The organism is Acidovorax sp. Root402 (assembly GCF_001425125.1).
In the GTDB taxonomy this organism is placed as follows: Bacteria; Pseudomonadota; Gammaproteobacteria; order Burkholderiales; family Burkholderiaceae_C; genus Acidovorax; species Acidovorax delafieldii.
Genome location: NZ_LMDQ01000016.1, coordinates 208,279 through 223,824 on the forward strand (window position 1 = coordinate 208,279; position 15,546 = coordinate 223,824).

The 15,546-nt window shown below is 65.9% G+C and carries 15 protein-coding genes; 9 read left to right on the plus strand and 6 right to left on the minus strand.

Annotated elements, in window-relative coordinates; all coding sequences use genetic code 11:
- Positions 1 to 4: 4 nt before the first annotated feature.
- Positions 5 to 1,600 carry a Wzy polymerase domain-containing protein gene (locus ASC83_RS19240; protein ID WP_056066381.1) on the minus strand — a complete coding sequence of 532 codons (1,596 nt, stop codon included), beginning with the start codon at positions 1,598 to 1,600 and terminating at the stop codon, positions 5 to 7.
- Between the two features lie 89 nt (positions 1,601 to 1,689).
- On the opposite strand from ASC83_RS19240, the gene ASC83_RS19245 reads away from it, so the two are divergent.
- The 4 genes from ASC83_RS19245 (at position 1,690) to mtgA (ending at position 6,389) form a co-directional block, all read left to right on the plus strand.
- On the plus strand, positions 1,690 to 3,765 hold the full coding sequence (locus ASC83_RS19245) for a ribonuclease catalytic domain-containing protein (protein WP_056066384.1): 2,076 nt from the start codon (positions 1,690 to 1,692) through the stop codon (positions 3,763 to 3,765).
- A 30-nt stretch (positions 3,766 to 3,795) separates the two neighbouring features.
- Positions 3,796 to 4,656, plus strand: a complete 861-nt coding sequence (locus ASC83_RS19250) for an energy transducer TonB (protein WP_056066387.1) — start codon at positions 3,796 to 3,798, stop codon at positions 4,654 to 4,656.
- A gap of 126 nt (positions 4,657 to 4,782) precedes the next feature.
- The gene (gene aroE / locus ASC83_RS19255; RefSeq protein ID WP_056066390.1) at positions 4,783 to 5,637 is read left to right on the plus strand and encodes a shikimate dehydrogenase; all 855 of its coding nucleotides are present in this window, start codon (positions 4,783 to 4,785) and stop codon (positions 5,635 to 5,637) included.
- 17 nt (positions 5,638 to 5,654) lie between these two features.
- Positions 5,655 to 6,389: a monofunctional biosynthetic peptidoglycan transglycosylase gene (mtgA, locus tag ASC83_RS19260; RefSeq protein ID WP_056066393.1), complete on the plus strand. Its 735-nt coding sequence runs from the start codon at positions 5,655 to 5,657 to the stop codon at positions 6,387 to 6,389.
- A gap of 27 nt (positions 6,390 to 6,416) precedes the next feature.
- On the opposite strand, the gene ASC83_RS19265 is transcribed toward mtgA, so the two are convergent.
- Positions 6,417 to 7,856: a cytochrome P450 gene (locus tag ASC83_RS19265; RefSeq protein WP_235509421.1), complete on the minus strand. Its 1,440-nt coding sequence runs from the start codon at positions 7,854 to 7,856 to the stop codon at positions 6,417 to 6,419.
- A gap of 76 nt (positions 7,857 to 7,932) precedes the next feature.
- Here ASC83_RS19265 and ASC83_RS19270 point away from each other — a divergent pair, with 76 nt between their 5' ends.
- From ASC83_RS19270 to ruvC, 4 genes are read left to right on the plus strand one after another with little or no spacing between them, the layout of a single operon-like run.
- Complete coding sequence (locus ASC83_RS19270) at positions 7,933 to 8,844, plus strand: helix-turn-helix domain-containing protein (protein WP_233193679.1); 912 nt, start codon at positions 7,933 to 7,935, stop codon at positions 8,842 to 8,844.
- Positions 8,845 to 8,898: 54 nt separating this feature from the next.
- Positions 8,899 to 9,660, plus strand: coding sequence for a 1-acyl-sn-glycerol-3-phosphate acyltransferase (locus tag ASC83_RS19275; RefSeq protein ID WP_056066398.1), 762 nt, complete (start codon positions 8,899 to 8,901; stop codon positions 9,658 to 9,660).
- Positions 9,661 to 9,720: 60 nt separating this feature from the next.
- A complete protein-coding gene (locus ASC83_RS19280) occupies positions 9,721 to 10,713 on the plus strand; it encodes a phosphatidate cytidylyltransferase (RefSeq protein ID WP_056066583.1) in 993 nt (330 codons plus the stop codon).
- Between the two features lie 58 nt (positions 10,714 to 10,771).
- Complete coding sequence (gene ruvC / locus ASC83_RS19285; protein WP_056066401.1) at positions 10,772 to 11,320, plus strand: crossover junction endodeoxyribonuclease RuvC; 549 nt, start codon at positions 10,772 to 10,774, stop codon at positions 11,318 to 11,320.
- A 75-nt stretch (positions 11,321 to 11,395) separates the two neighbouring features.
- Here ruvC and ASC83_RS19290 read toward each other — a convergent pair whose 3' ends face one another.
- From ASC83_RS19290 to ASC83_RS19305, 4 genes are all read right to left on the minus strand, one after another.
- Positions 11,396 to 11,923, minus strand: coding sequence for a hypothetical protein (locus ASC83_RS19290; protein WP_056066404.1), 528 nt, complete (start codon positions 11,921 to 11,923; stop codon positions 11,396 to 11,398).
- The gene (locus tag ASC83_RS19295; protein WP_056066407.1) at positions 11,920 to 12,711 is read right to left on the minus strand and encodes a TIGR02594 family protein; all 792 of its coding nucleotides are present in this window, start codon (positions 12,709 to 12,711) and stop codon (positions 11,920 to 11,922) included. Before ASC83_RS19295 ends, ASC83_RS19290 begins: the two co-directional genes overlap by 4 nt.
- Positions 12,712 to 12,748: 37 nt before the next feature.
- The gene (locus ASC83_RS19300) at positions 12,749 to 13,501 is read right to left on the minus strand and encodes a M48 family metallopeptidase (RefSeq protein WP_056066410.1); all 753 of its coding nucleotides are present in this window, start codon (positions 13,499 to 13,501) and stop codon (positions 12,749 to 12,751) included.
- Between the two features lie 325 nt (positions 13,502 to 13,826).
- Complete coding sequence (locus ASC83_RS19305) at positions 13,827 to 14,312, minus strand: CZB domain-containing protein (RefSeq protein ID WP_015015652.1); 486 nt, start codon at positions 14,310 to 14,312, stop codon at positions 13,827 to 13,829.
- 204 nt (positions 14,313 to 14,516) lie between these two features.
- On the opposite strand from ASC83_RS19305, the gene ASC83_RS19310 reads away from it, so the two are divergent.
- Complete coding sequence (locus tag ASC83_RS19310; RefSeq protein WP_056066413.1) at positions 14,517 to 15,545, plus strand: LLM class flavin-dependent oxidoreductase; 1,029 nt, start codon at positions 14,517 to 14,519, stop codon at positions 15,543 to 15,545.
- The last annotated feature ends 1 nt before the right edge of the window (position 15,546 follow it).

Genomic DNA, 15,546 nt, shown 5'->3' on the forward strand with positions numbered 1-15,546 from the left:
TCGGTCAGGGCTTGAGGTGCGACGAAATCCGCCGACCCTGCTCCCGCCACCGCTCATAGTCCGCCGGGTATGCAGCACGGTATCGCTTGAGGTGAAACGCAGCCTCGTCGTCCAGCCCTAGCATCGTGGCGCTTTCGATCAGCGGCTCGATCACCCGGGGTTCGGGCGAGAAGTGCAGCAGCTTGTTGGCCACGGCAAAGACTTGGCCCGCGTTGCTGGGCGAAAGCTCGATGGTGGTCAGCAGCGCAAAATCGACCTGATCGGTGAAGAAAGGGGTGTTACCCACCTTGCGAACGGTGTCCTGGCGCAGGGACGGCGGCCGGTCGGCGAGCGGTTTGTACAGCTGGCCGACGCGATAAAAATCCCAGCCCACGTAGGCCCCTGTTGCCAGCGCGGCCACGATGATACCGGCCGCCCCCCGGCGTGCGCCCAGCGAGCTTGCCCAGCCGGGCAGCTGCCAGCGCCACAGCAACGCGACGGCCAGCACCGTGACCAACTGGAACGGCCCGTACCACAGCGGAAACTCCAGCAGGCTGTGCAGACCCAGCGGCGCCAAGATGCCCCAGGCCAGTTGCCGCGCTGGATCGGTCTCGCGCCAGGGCTTTTCGCGCAGCACCCACACCACCACCGCGGCACAAAAGATCAGCGCCACCGGCACGCCCAGCTCCACCGCAAGGTGCAGGGGCAGGTTGTGGGCATTGTCCAGCAGCGCACAAAACCGCTCGCCCGGGAACACGGTGACGTAGTGCGCGTAGTCCAGCTCCCCCCAGCCCCAGCCCACCCAGGGCTTTTGGGCGATCAGGTGCAGCACATTGGCCCACAGCACGCGGCGGCTGGTGCAACCAGGCTCTTCGTCGAGGATGCGCACAAACAGCCCATCCGATGCGAACCCGGTCCAGTCCAGCAGTAAACGGGGCAGCAGCCAGGCCGCTGCGCCATACAACACGAGGCCAACCAGTCCCAGCCCCAGAACAAGGCGCCCCCAAGACACGCGCCAGCACACCACGAGCCCCAGCAGCAGCAACCACTGCGCAGCCCCGGTGCGCGACGCCGTGGCCGCGCTCGACATCGCCAGCAATGCCAGCCCACAAGCCACCAGCCAACCCGTCAACCAACCGGGCCAAGCTTGCCCTGTCTGAAAGGGGGTGGCAGAGCCTGGCTGTTCCAGACGCCCTTGCCTCTGGACCAGGGTCCACAGCAAGGCCCACACACCCAGGCTCAACAGCGTCGCCTGCTGATTGCGCTGGCGCAGGTTGCCAATGGCCTGCCCCAGCGTGGAGGGCTGCACTCCTGGCAGGCCAGGGTCCCCCAGAAAGTACTGCAGCAGCCCGATGACTGCACTGATCAGTGCCGCTACGAGAAGGCCGGCCGCCAGCATCCGGCTCGACACCAGGGCTGACGCAACCCCGGTCTCTCCTTCCTGATCCCGCACAGGCGAACTGCCGGAGCGAGTCAGGGCCAGCAGCACCAGCACCGCGCCGCAGCCCCAGGACGCCAGCAGGGGCCAGAAGTTGTTGATGGGGGCCTGCGTGAAACAGAACAGGAACGGCAGTGCCAGTGCCAGCAGTGTCAGCGGCGTGGCCATGGTGGCAAGGGGCATGGGATGGCAGGTCGGGCAGAAAGGGCGCGCCGTGGATCATATGCGCGGCTGCCCGGGTACCCGCTGGCGCCCATGGGACAATCGCCGCCATGCACGCATTGTTTGAAGAAGCCGGCAAATTTCTCGCCGGCCGTATCCTGTCCGAAGCCGATACCTCCGCCCAAGTGGAGCTGGACTCGGGCAAACGGGTCAAGGTCAAGGCCGCCCACATCCTCCTGAAGTTCGAAAAACCCGCCCCGGCAGAACTCGTCGCCCAGGCCCAGGCCGTGGCCGAGACCATCGAGCTGGACCTGGCCTGGGAGTTCGCGCCCGAAGACGAGTTCGGCTTTGCCGACCTGGCGCGGGACTATTTCTCCGAGAACGCCACGCTGGCCCAGCAGGCCGGTGCGCTGTTCCGCCTGTACGACGCGCCCCACTACTTCCGCCGCGCGGGCAAGGGCCGCTTCAAGAAGGCCTCGGCCGAGATCCTGCAGCAGGCGCTGGCCGCCATCGAGAAGAAAAAGGCCATCCTGGCGCAGATCGACGAGTGGGCCGCAGCGCTCGGACGCGGCGAATGCCCGCAGCCCATCCGCGACCAGCTCTACAAGATCTTGTTCAAGCCGGACAAGAACGCGCCCGAATACAAGGCCGTGGTCGAGGCCAGCCGCGCCACGCACACCGCACCGCTGGACCTGCTGCAAAAAGCGGGTGCCATCGATTCGGCCTACCAGTTTCACTGGAAGCGCTTTCTGTTCGAGAACTTCCCCAAGGGCACGGGCTTTCCCGCGCTCACGGCGCCGGCCATTGCCGACGAGCTGCCGCTGTCGTCCGCACAGGCGTACTCCATCGACGATTCGCAGACCACCGAAATCGACGATGCGCTGTCGGTACAAGGCCTGGGCACCGGCACGGTGGTGCTGGGCATCCACATCGCCGCGCCGGGCCTGGCGATCCAGCCGGGCAGCGCCATCGACCAGCTCGGACGCGCCCGCCTGTCCACCGTGTACATGCCGGGCTACAAGATCACCATGCTGCCGGATGACGTGGTGCAGACCTACACGCTGGACGAAGGCCGCGCCAACCCGGCCGTGTCTCTATATGTGACCATCGACGAGGCCACACTGGAGTTCAAGGGCTCCGAGACCCGGCTGGAGCGCGTGCATGTGGCCGCCAACCTGCGCCACGACCAGCTCGACGCGGTGGTGACCGAAGAATGGCTGTCCAACCCGGCGTTTGAGCACCAAAACGACCCCAATCGCTTGTCCGAATTGCGCCCGCAGCTATCCTTTTTGCACCGCCTTGCCAAGGACCTCAAGGCCCGTCGCGAAGTGGTGCGTGGCAAGCCCGAGAACTTCAACCGGCCGGACTACAACTTCCGCCTGGTCGGCAACAACGGTGCCGAGCCCACGGGCGATGAACAAGTGCAGATCAGCGTTCGCCAGCGCGGCGCGCCACTCGACCTGATCGTGGCCGAGGCCATGATCGTGGCCAACAGCACCTGGGGTAGCTGGATGGCCGAGCTGGGCGTGCCCGGCATCTACCGCAGCCAGGCCAGCATGGCGCCGGGCGTGAAGGTGCGGATGGGCACCAAGGCGCTGCCGCACGCAGGCATCGGTGTCAAAGCCTATTCGTGGGCCACATCACCCCTGCGCCGCTACACCGATCTGGTCAACCAGTGGCAGATCATTGCCTGCGCCCGCCATGGCAAGACGGCCGCACTGGCCGCGCCCTTCAAGCCCAAGGACGCCGACCTGTTCTCCATCATCAGCAGCTTCGATGCGGCCTACAGCGCCTACAACGGCTACCAGGCTGGCATGGAACGCTTCTGGACGCTCAAATACGTGGAGCAGAACGGCATCACCGAACTGAACGCCACGGTCTTCAAGGAAGGCCCGGGCGGCAGTTTCCTTGTCCGCGCCGACGACATTCCGCTCGTGTTCCCCGTGCTGGGCGCACAAAACCTGCCGCGCGGCGCGCGCCTCAAGGTCAAGCTGGGCGAGGTGGACGAAATCACCCTGGACATCCACGGCACCGTGATCGAGCGCCTGGACGACCCCGCCGACACCAGCGACGATGGCCCGGTGGACGATGCCGACGACGACGACACTGTGGCGGGGCCCATCGCCATTGCCGTGGACGTGAACGAGGCCCCCGCCGACGCCACTGCAGCAGCACCGGCCGCCTAAGCCCCGGACAGCCCCTGATAATTGCCGGCGATGAAACTCCCTGCCATCCTCCGCACATTCAGCACGCTGCAGCTGGCGCTGGGCGTGTCCATCGCCGTACACGCTGCACTCATCTCCGTGCGCTTCATTGACCCCGAGGGCTTCAACCGGGTGTTCCAGGACACGCCGCTCGAAGTCATCCTGGTCAACGCCAAGTCGAACGAGCGGCCCGACAAGGCCCAGGCGATTGCCCAGGCCAACCTGGCAGGCGGTGGCGATGCAGAGAAGGGCCGGGCCACCAGCCCCCTGCCCTATTCGGCCCTGACCACCATCGGTGACGACTACGAAGAAGCCCAGCGCAAGATGGACGCGATGCAAGAGCAGCAGGCCCAGCTGCTGGCCCAGTTGCGCAAGCAGCTGGCCACCATGCCAGCGCCCGATCCGCGCCAGGCCAGCCAGAGCGGAGAACAGGCCAGCGAGCAGGAAAAGCGCCGCCAGCTGGTCAAGCTGCTGGCCGAGATAGAAAAACGCATCAACGAAGAAAACTCGCGCCCCAAGAAGCGCTACATCAGCCCCGCCACCCGCGAGGAAGCCTATGCCGTGTACTACGACGCGCTGCGCCGCAAGGTCGAGGACAAGGGCACCGAAAACTTCCCGGAGCAGGGCGGGCGCAAGCTGTACGGCGAGCTGACGATGATCGTCACCGTCAACCACGACGGCCGCGTGCTGGGCACCGAGATCGTGCAAGGCTCAGGCAACGGCACGCTGGACCGCCGCGCCGAAGCCATTGCCCGCGCCGCAGGGCCGTTTGGCGCCTTTGATGCCGAGATGCGCAAGAAGGCCGACCAGATCGCCATGGTGGCGCGCTTCAAGTTCACCCGCGACCAGACCCTGGAAACCGTTGTGAAGTAACTGCCCGGCGGGTGCGCAGCGAGGCCCTTCTCGCAGGCCGTCAAGGCCTCGACGCCCATCTGTCCGCCCCACAGAACACACAGCACGGCCGCCCGTACCGCCAGCCCCACGCCGCCCTAGCCACCCATGACATCCCCCGCCTCCCCTGCCGACCTGTACTGCGTGATGGGCAACCCGGTCGCCCACAGCCGCTCGCCCGCCATCCACGCCCGTTTTGCCGAGCTGACCGGTGAACACATTGCCTATGAACGCCGCCTGGTGCCCATGGACGGGTTTGCCCAGGGCGTGCGCGCGTTCGCGGCAGAGGGCGGGCGCGGCTGTAACGTCACCGTGCCCTTCAAGACCGACGCGCCGGGCCTGGCGACCGAGTGCAGCGAACGCGTGCGGCTGGCGGGCGCCGCCAACACGCTCACCTTTCGCGCCGACGGCAGCATCTACGCCGACAACACCGACGGCCTGGGCCTGGTGGCAGACATCACGCACAACGCAGGGGTGTCGCTGGCCGGGCGCGACGTACTGCTGGTGGGTGCCGGTGGCGCGGCCGCAGGTGTGCTGGGCCCGCTGCTGCTGGCAGGTGCCCGCCACATCACCGTGGCCAACCGCACCCTGGCCAAGGCGCAAGCGCTGGTGCAGTCGCACAGCGCACTGGCAGCGCTACAAAAAGCAGAACTGTCAGCACAAGATCCACTAGCGCTATCGGCCAATTTCGATGTGATCATCAACGCCACGGCCAGCAGCCTCTCTGGCGGCGGTGTGCCGGTCCCCGCCAGCGTGCTGCGCCAGGGCGCTCTGGCCTACGACATGATGTACGGCCCCGCAGCGCAAGGCTTCCTCGACTGGGCGCGCCAGCACGGTGCGGAGCCCCGTGACGGCCTGGGCATGCTGGTGGAACAGGCAGCTGAAGCCTTCTTGCTGTGGCGCGGTGTGCGCCCGCCTTCGGCCCAGGTGCTGCGCGAAATGCAGCAATCCATGGCGGCCTGAGCCCCGAGGACGCCCCGATGAAAGCCGTGCTGCGCTGGCTGGGACTGCTGGTGATCGCCTTCGTGGCGCTGCAGCTGTTCTTCGTGCTGCGCATTGCCGCCATGGTGGCGATCAACCCCCAATCCACCACCTTCCAGCGCTCTGAAGCCTGGACGCTGCTGGCCAGCAAAGGCCACGTGCCCTGGCGCCAGCAATGGGTGCCGTACGCGGACATCTCCGACCACCTCAAGCGCGCCGTCATCGCCTCGGAAGACGATGGTTTTGTGAACCACGACGGCGTGGACTGGAACGCCATCGAAAAAGCCTGGGAGCGCAACGCCAAGGCCGAAGCCCTGGCCAGCAAGGCGCAGGCCCGTGCCCCCGAGCGCCCGGTGCGTGCGCCCAAGATCCGGGGTGGCTCCACCATCACCCAGCAGCTGGCCAAGAACCTGCTGCTGTCGGGCGAACGCACGCTGCTGCGCAAGGGGCAGGAGTTCGTGCTCACACTGGCGCTGGAGCAGTTGCTCTCCAAGCAGCGCATCCTGGAGATCTACCTCAACAACGTGGAATGGGGCGAAGGCGTGTTCGGCGCCGAGGCGGCCGCGCAGCATTACTTCCGCAAGAGCGCCAGCCGCCTGGGCACTGCCGAAGCCGCGCGCCTGGCCGTGATGCTGCCCGCGCCCAAGCGCTTTGAGAAAACGCCCGGCTCGGCGTATCTGGCAGGACGGACACGCACGATCCTGGGGCGCATGGGCGGCGCGGAGCTGCCCTGAACTTCACCCACAGGTAAGCAGCGCGCCTTATCGCCCCAGCGGCGCATCGCGCCGCTGCAGCCACAGCGCAGACGCCCCCTCCGGCCGCAGTGTCACTTGAAACCGGGGCGCTCCCACGGCGCCCCCCACCGGCAGCCGCACGGTGTAGCGCTGCAGCAGCATCGCCGCCAGCAGCGTCATCTCCAGCATCGCAAAGTGCTGGCCAATGCACACGCGCGGCCCCAGGCCGAACGGAATCCACGCGCCCCGAGGAATGGACGGAGCGCCGTCCAGAAACCGCTCGGGCACAAAACGGTCCGGCTCGGCAAACCAGCGCGCATCGCGGTGCAGCACCCAAGGGGTGATGCGCAGCATGGCGCCCTGGGGGACCGGCACGCCGCCCAGCGTGATGGGCGCGATGGTGCGGCGGCTCATCAGCGCGGCGATGGGGGGGTACAGGCGCAGCGCCTCTTTGAGCGTGGCGCCCAGCCAGGGCAGTTGGGCTAGATGCTCGGGGCCGGGGGTGCCGCCCTGCAGCACGGCATCGACCTCCGCCTGGGCACGCTGCGCGGCCTCGGGGTGTTGGGCCATGAGCAGGGTCCACCACAGCAGCGTGGTGGCGCTGGTTTCGTGCCCGGCCTGGAAGCTGACGATGCACTGGTCAAACACCTCTTGCGCAGACAAGGCCTCACCGGTTTCCTCGTCGCGCAGGGCCAGCAGCATGTGCAGCAGGTCCGTGCGCGCAGGGGCATCGGGCGGTGGCACCTCGGCCTGGCGGGCATGGATGTGGCGCCAGACCAAGCCCTTCAACGACCGGATAGCCCGCCGCTTGGCCGCCTTGCCCGGCAGGGGCAGCCAGTCGGGCAGCGTGAAGGGCATGAACATTTCGCGGAAGGCGGCTTCCGACAACGTCTGCGTGGCCCAGGCGGCTTCGCGCGCATCGGCCTGCGCCGAGGTGCTGAACAGCGTGCGCAGGATCACATCCATGGCCACATCGGTCCAGAGCGCATCCACTGCCACCTGGGCGCCGGACTGGCCCGGGGGCACGGCAGCGTCGAGCGCGCTGCGGGCGGCATCGGTCATCAGTTGTGCGTAGCCTGCCACCCGCTTGGGAGTGAAGGCGGGCATCAGCATGCGGCGCTGGCGCTGCCAGGTGTCGCCTTCGGTCACCAGCACGCTCTGGCCAAACACTTCTTCAAACACCGCAATGCCACGCTCCCAGCGGATGAGCTGGTCGGCATGGGTGACGAGTGCCTCGCGCACGAGGTCGGGGTGCATCAGGTCCCACGCATCTTCATACCCTAGTCGCATGCGGGTGAGGTCGCCATGCTCACGCTGCAGTTGGGTGACAAAGCCCAGGTAGTCGGCCCGCATGGCGCGCAGCAGCGGCAGGCCCCACCAACGGGTTCGCGGGCCGCGTGGCGTTGCAGGCGTGGGGGGATGAGTGGGAGAAGTAACAGAGGACGTGGTGGCTGTGGGCGAGTTCATGCCCCACATGCTGCAGCGCAGCGACGAGTCGGTATTGAACGATTGCGACAACCCCCGTCGCCTACACTCGCGCCCCATGGCAAGCTTGGCCCCCCTTTCCCCCCGGCACCCTGCCGGGTTGATCCCGTCGGGCGAACTGTGGCTGCCGCGCGCCAGCCTCACGGCCTGCCTGCGCGCGGCCATGGCGCGTAGCACGGTGGGCCATGCGCTCAGCGATGCGCAGCGCATCAACCGGTTCCCTGCATCCCCCTTGTGCAGCCTGAGCTGGTGGTTTGAAGGCCGCAGCGAGGCCCTGGTGGCCGAGCGCCCCGACACCATGCCCACGGAACACAGCCCGCGCGAGGCCTACCCCGGCCGCTGGGTGCTGGCAGGCCCGCAGACGCGCCCCACTTCCAGCTACTGCGCAGGGCCCACACACGCCATGATGGTGATGTTCATGCCCGACGCGCTGCACCAGCTCACCGGCGTGGACCCCGGCGCCCTGACCGACCGCATGGTGGACGCGCAATCCCTGTTGCCGCCCGACTGGCTGGCGCTGTGCGAAACGGTGCAAAACCTGCCCGACAACGCGGCCCGCCTGCAGCACCTGGAAGACTTTCTGGAGCCCCGCTGGCAGGCCTGCCGCCCCGCCCAGACATTGCCCACACAGCGCTACGGCGACTGGGCTGCGCACCTGGCGCAGCGCGCCGCCCTGTCTGCCCCCGGCCGCAGCCTGCGCCAGCTGGAGCGGCGCATCAAGCGCTGGGCCGGGCTGCCCCTGCGCGAGCTGCGCGGCTTTGGCAAGGCCGAGCAGGCGTTCTTCGACACCATCGCGGCCGATGCATCCCAAGGCAGCGTCAAATGGGCGGATGTCGCAGCGGGCGCCGGGTTCTCGGACCAGTCGCACCTGTGCCGCGTCACGCGCCGCATCACGGGCTATGCACCGCAGGCGCTGTATGACGGCATCTATGGGGACGAAGCTTTCTGGGCCTATCGCATCTGGGTGTAGCGCTGCCCAGGTCCTTGCCTGGCATGCAGGCCCGGCGCCCGTATCATCCCCGCCATGCTTGCCAAGTTGATGAGTTTCCTTCTGCTGGGGATCGTGCGGTTTCTCACCGGCTCCCAGGCCCGCTGGTATGGCTGCCCGCCCAAGGCCGAGCAGCGTATCTACTTTGCCAACCACCAGAGCCACGCCGACATGGTGCTGATCTGGGCGGCGCTGCCCGAAGAGCTGCGCAGCATCACGCGGCCCATTGCCGCCAAAGACTATTGGACCAAGACGCCGTTCCGGCAGTGGATCACCACCGCCGTGTTCAACGCCGTGTATGTGGACCGCCAGGCCACGCCCGCGCGGCCGGTTGCGCCGGAGGCGGCCGAGCCCACTGGGGCACCAGCCACACCGAGCGATGCAGACACGGCCGCCGCAGGTGGCCCAGACCCATCGCCCGAAGCCCCGCCGCGCGCTCCAACCCCCGAGGAGTTGCGTTCCGCCCTGCCAGAGTCCGACCCGCTGGCCCCGCTGGTGCGCGCGCTCGAGAGCGGCGACTCCATCGTGATCTTCCCGGAAGGCACGCGCGGCCACGGCGACGAGCCCCAGTCGTTCAAATCCGGCCTGTTCAAGCTGGCACAGATGTTTCCGCAGGTGGTGCTGGTGCCCGCATGGATCAACAACGTACAGCGCGTGATGCCCAAGGGCGAGGTGGTGCCTGTGCCCATCCTGTGTTCGGTGACCTTTGGCGCGCCCATCCAGCTCGAAGCGGGTGAAGAGCGCCGCCCGTTCCTCGACCGCGCGCGCCGCGCCGTCATCGCTCTGCGGGAAGTCTGAGCATGACCCGTCCGAAGCCCCTGACCTTGCCGAATGCTGCGCGCCGGAGCGCGCGCTGACATGAACCAATTCTTGCGCAACCTCACCGCCACCCAGCAGATCGGAGCCTTGTTCCTGGTCGTGTTCGGCATCCTGTCCATCGTCACCGTGTGGGCCTTTGTGCGCAATCTGCGCGAGCACGCCAGCGACGACCCCGAAGCCGAAGCCCGGGCCCTGGAAGCCAAGCGCTTCTGGGGGCTGCTCAAGACCTCCTGGGTCATGGCCACGGTGTTCTGGATAGGCTGGGTGCTGGGCGAAACGGTGGCCACGGTGCTGTTTGCCATCGTGGGCTTTTTTGCGCTGCGCGAGTTCATCACCCTGTCGCCCACGCGCCGGGGCGACCACCGCAGCCTGGTGCTGGCGTTCTTCGTAGTGCTGCCCTTGCAGTTCTGGCTGGTGGGCAGCAAGCACTTCGACCTGTTCACCGTGTTCATCCCGGTGTACGTGTTTCTGGCGCTGCCCGTGGTGAGCGCACTGGCCAACGACCCCCAGCGATTTCTGGAGCGCAATGCCAAGCTGCAGTGGGGCATCATGGTCTGCGTGTACGGCATGAGCCACGTGCCCGCGCTGCTGCTGCTCGACTTCCCGGGCTACCGCGACAAGGGCGCGTTTCTGGTGTTCTTTCTGGTGTTTGTGGTGCAGACCTGCATGCTGGTGCAGCACCTGCTCGGGCGGCGCTTTCCGCACAAACCGGTGGCGCCGCAAGTGAGCCAGAGCTTTCAGTGGACCAGCTGGCTGGCAGGCGTGGCCGCCGGGGGCCTGGCAGGCGGTCTGCTGACCTTCATCACCCCCTTCAAACCCGGCCAGGCGCTGGGCATGGCGCTGCTGGCCTGCGTGGCGGGCAGCCTGGGGCACCTGGTGATGAAAGCACTCAAACGCGACCGCGGCATCACCAGCTGGGGCATGCAGGGCATGTCCGTCACCGGTGCCGGGGGCCTGCTCGACCGGGTGGATGCGCTGTGTTTTGCAGCGCCCGTGTTCTTCCATTCGGCACGCTGGTACTTCGGTTTGTAGAAGAATCGGCCGATAGCGCTAGTTCCCATTGCCCCAATAGCTATAAAAAAGAGAGCAAATGCGCATCCTTGGTATTGACCCCGGCCTGCAGACCACCGGCTTCGGCGTGGTGGACATGGACGGCCACAAGCTCAGCTACGTGGCCAGCGGCACGATCCGCACCACCACCCTCGCGCTGGGCGACTTGCCCGGGCGCCTGAAGATCTTGTTCGACGGCATCACCGAGGTCGCAGCCCGCTACCAGCCCGATGTGGCCTCGGTCGAGATCGTGTTCGTCAACGTCAATCCCCAGTCCACGCTGCTGCTGGGACAGGCGCGGGGCGCCGCCATCACCGCCCTGGTGGCCAGCAATCTGCCCGTTGCCGAATACACCGCGCTGCAGATGAAAAAAGCCGTGGTCGGCCACGGCCGCGCCGCCAAAAGCCAGGTGCAGGAAATGGTGCGGCGGCTGTTGCAGCTGCCAGGCCTGCCGGGCACGGACGCAGCCGACGGCCTGGGCATGGCCATCACCCATGCACACGCCGGTTCCGCCATGGGCCGCCTGGGTGAAGCCGCCACGCTGAACCGGCGGCAGCATGCGATGTACAAGGATGGGCGAAGTTACTGAAATCCCGCCATTGCCAAAGTCGAAGTACCTAGGTTTGGAGCATCGCCCATACTGCACCTGACAGACGCACTTGGATCAGTTGCACTGTGAGTAGCCTCGAGGCGATAGGGATGACGTCTCGCGCGCTACGCGCCTGGCCAAAAGGATCGACGACTGAACTGCATCAAAGCTGGCCCCGGTCCCAGGCCAGTAGAGGCCACGCGGACCTGAGCAGAGCGTCAGAATCTGCGGTTTGGTATCAATCTCCGCCCCTTCTCCGCGCTCCACCACCATCTCATAACGGATGGTTGAAGCGGGTTTGCCTCGAAAGGTCTCCAACACGCGAGCGTGATAGATGTGACGCTCCTCGGTCACTACGTCAGCTGCCTCGTGGTGCGCACTTTTATTGTGCAGTGGAGCTATGTCCACGCGGGTGTGAACAACAAGGGCCGAGTAGGGCGTCTGCGCAATCGCTTTTGCCAGAAACTCCCTTTCGGCAGACGCCATGGCTTCGGCAGAGTTCGTTTCTCCTGCGGCTGACATCGTCACCGCAAAGGCACCGTCGGTGTTGAACCAGGAACCCGCGATAAATGTGGCTACCACCACGCTAGCGCGCAAACTCATGACTCACTCCCCGCTTCAGACGATGTCCCCTGAAAAACTGGCAAAGATTTGCCCTGCGCCGATCCGGAGGGAAAGGTGAATGCATCCCAGACGCTCGCGGGATATCGACTGATATTGACTTCGTTACCCTGGTTGCCTCCGAGCATGAAGTAGTGTTTGCCATCACGGCTCTGGCCGACTGCAAACGCCACGTGCCCTCCGCCAGACCTGCTTTTGATACAGATGGCCCCATAAACGGGACTCTTGAGTTCCACGCCGAAGTTAGACCACTCCTTGGCTCTGAACGCGTTTGGAGGAGGCAAGTAGCCGTGCTGGGACATGACCCAAGCCACGAACGATCCACACCAAGCGTCCTTCTTGCCAGAATCATCCTTGGCCCAGTATTTGGCGGCCTTGTGATACTCCATGATGCGCGGATTGGCGCTGGCACCTGCCACTTCTTTCTGACCCAGTTCGCGTTCGGCCGTCGCGATCCAAGGAGCCCCCAAATCAGCGCTGGAGGGCGCGGGGTTGGTCAAGGCAAGCTTCGATTGCACCGTGTTTTCGGCGTCAGCCCGGCACATGAGCTCGGTCATTGTTTTGCTGCCAGGCCGAATCAACCCATCCGGACGCGTTATGCCTATGCTGCGTTGAAAGGCCTGAATCTTGAAAATGGTCCGCGCCCCGGGCGAACCATCTGCCACCAGTTGCTGAACACCCGGCATGTCAATCTCGTTCAGCAACCGCTGAACGATCATGGTGTCGTTCAAGGAATTGCGGCCGCCTTGGCCAACGGTATCCGTGATCATCGGCGTCTCCTATGCGCTCGCTGGATGTTCAAGGCTTTCACGCCAACTGCGTCTTCATCCGCTCCGCCCGCTCCTTCGGCGAGGGGTGGGTGGACAGAAAGTTGCTCGAATCACCGCCCGACATCGCGGCCAGCTTTTCCAGTGCGCTCACGCAGGCGCCAGGCTGGTAGCGCTTGGCTTTCATGAAGCCCATCGCGTAATCGTCGGCCTCGCGTTCGTTGCTTTGGGAGTGCTGGGCGCGCACCACTTTTTCAAACAGATCGCCCAGTTGCGAGTCGGCGATGGCGCCGGCGCGGCTGTTGCTGGACGAAACAGCATTGCGCAGGGCGCTGGTGCGCAGGGCCGCCTGGATGCGGGCCTTGCTGTGGCCCTTTTTGACGTGGCCGATTTCGTGGCCGATGACGTAGCGCACTTCGTCATCGGTGAACTTGTCCATCAGGCCCGAGTACACACGGATGGTGCCGTTGGCCATGGCAAAGGCATTGATGTCGGGGGTGAGGTAGACCTTGAAGTTCATCTTCAGGCCGTCATACGTGCCCAAGCCCGCCGTGAGTTTGTTCAGGCGCGTGGCGTAAGGGTTGCCAGCGGGAGCAATGCGGTTTTGGCGGTCGCTTTCAGCGGCCATCTGGTCAAAGGCAGCCTTGACCTCGTCGTCGGTCAGCGACTCGGATTTGGCCAGGTCCTTGCCCGCGTCGAGCATCTTGCCCAGGTCAAACTGTGCCCAGACGGGCGATACGGCACTCACGCCGGATGCCAGGGTCACAAGCGTCAGTAGTTGGCGGCGGTCCATCGAATTCCCTCTCTCTTCTTTATCGTTGCTTTAGGTATGGATGTTTATTGAGCAACCTTGTGCAAGCAAAGGTTCTCAAGTGCGCCGAAATATAGCGACGCCCCCCCCGATTTCGGGGGCGGGTCCTGTCTGCAGATGTAAGAGCTGTGTGCCGATGCTCGGCGCGGTCAGTGCGCCAAGGCGTCGTTCACGTCCGCTCTAAAAAAGGCATCGCTAGCGACACCTCCACCTTCGCGCTGCGCGACGCGCGCAGCGGCAGAGGATTGCGGCTTCAGAAGGCCGAACGGCTTGGCAAAAAGAATGCCCCCACCCGGGGTGGTGCGGCTCAGCGCCCCAGCCCGCGCTTGAGCTCCTTGAGCAGCAGCAGCACCTGGTTGGATGCGTGGCGGCAGCTGCCGTTGAGCAGCTGCGCTGCCTTGGGCTGGTCGCCCGACTGGAAAGCTGTCACCACGTCGGCCGCCTGCTGGTGAAAGTATTTGTGCCGCGCCACCAGCATGTCGAACGCGGGGTAATGCCCCAGGCGCACCCGGCCCGTGCCGTAGAGCCATCGGCCCAGGTCACAGCGGTCGTCCTGGCAGATGCGTTCGGGCCGCATGACTTCGTCGGAGCGCCCGTTGACCATGTCTTGCAGCTGCAGGCGCCAGCGCTCGTGGCTGGCAATGGCGGCGTCGATGTCGATCTCGGTCATCAGCGTGGCCGCGTACTCGGCATCCAGCACCAGTTCACTGCCGTTGTCTTCCATGGCCCAGGTGGTCTCGGGGCTGGTGGGGTCCTGCTCCCGGATCTTGAACAAGCGGCTGAAAAAACCCATGCGTCATCCCTTTTGCGCGACTGGCCCGCGCAGCGCGAAATGGCAGCCGGCGCGGAAATGTCTTGAAACATTCTGTGGCGCCTCCGCCGTTTTGGCTACCAAAAAATGGCCCCTTCGTAAAAATGTGCGTGGGCAACCCTGCTGCCACTGCCAGCTCTGCGCCCACCGCCTGCACAAAAGCAACGGCAGCCGGACAATGCGTGCATGACTTCCACTCCCCGCCGCCCTGCCCTTTCCATGCTTGATCTGGTGGCCGTCCGCGAAGGCGGCACCGTGGCCGATGCGCTGCAGATTGCGCTGCGCACCGCCCAGCATGCCGAAAAACTGGGCTTTGCCCGCTACTGGCTGGCCGAGCACCACAACATGGCGGGCATTGCCAGCTCCGCCACCGCCGTGCTGGTGGGCCACATTGCCGGTGGCACCTCGCGCATCCGCGTCGGGTCGGGCGGCGTGATGCTGCCCAACCATGCCCCGCTGGTGGTGGCCGAGGCCTTTGGCACGCTGGCCGAGTTGTACCCCGGCCGCATTGACTTGGGCCTGGGCCGCGCGCCGGGCACCGACCCCACCACCATGCGAGCACTGCGCCGCAACCGGGTGGAAACCGAAGAAGACTTTCCGCGCGACGTGGCCGAGTTGCAGCGCCTGCTGGCCCCTGCCGAGCCCGGCCAGCGCCTGATTGCCATGCCAGGTGCGGGCACCAATGTGCCGATCTGGTTGCTGGGCTCCAGCCTGTTTTCGGCCCAGCTGGCAGCCGAGCGCGGTTTGCCGTATGCGTTCGCCTCGCACTTTGCGCCGCGCCTGCTGCACCAGGCCATTGACCTGTACCGCAATCTGTACCGGCCGTCTGCCGCCTGGCCCGAGCCCTATGTGGCCATTGGCGTGCCGCTGATCGCTGCCCCGACGGACGAAGAGGCCGACTTCCTGGCCAGCAGCACCTACCAGCGCGTGCTCGGCATCTTGACGGGCGACCGCCGCCGCCTGCTGCCGCCCATCGAGAACTATGCTGCGCGCCTGCAACCCCAAGAGCGTGCAGCAATTGGCGACTTTTTGGCTGCGGCCGTGATTGGCGGGCCGGACACGGTGCGTGCAGGGCTGGCCAGCCTGAGCGAAGCCACAGGCGCCGACGAGCTGATGCTGGTGAGCGATGTGTACGACCCTGCGCTGCGTTTGCGCTCGCTGGACATTGCCGCCAAGGCCCACGCTACGCTGGGCCAGGCCGCCGTCGCGGCCTGAG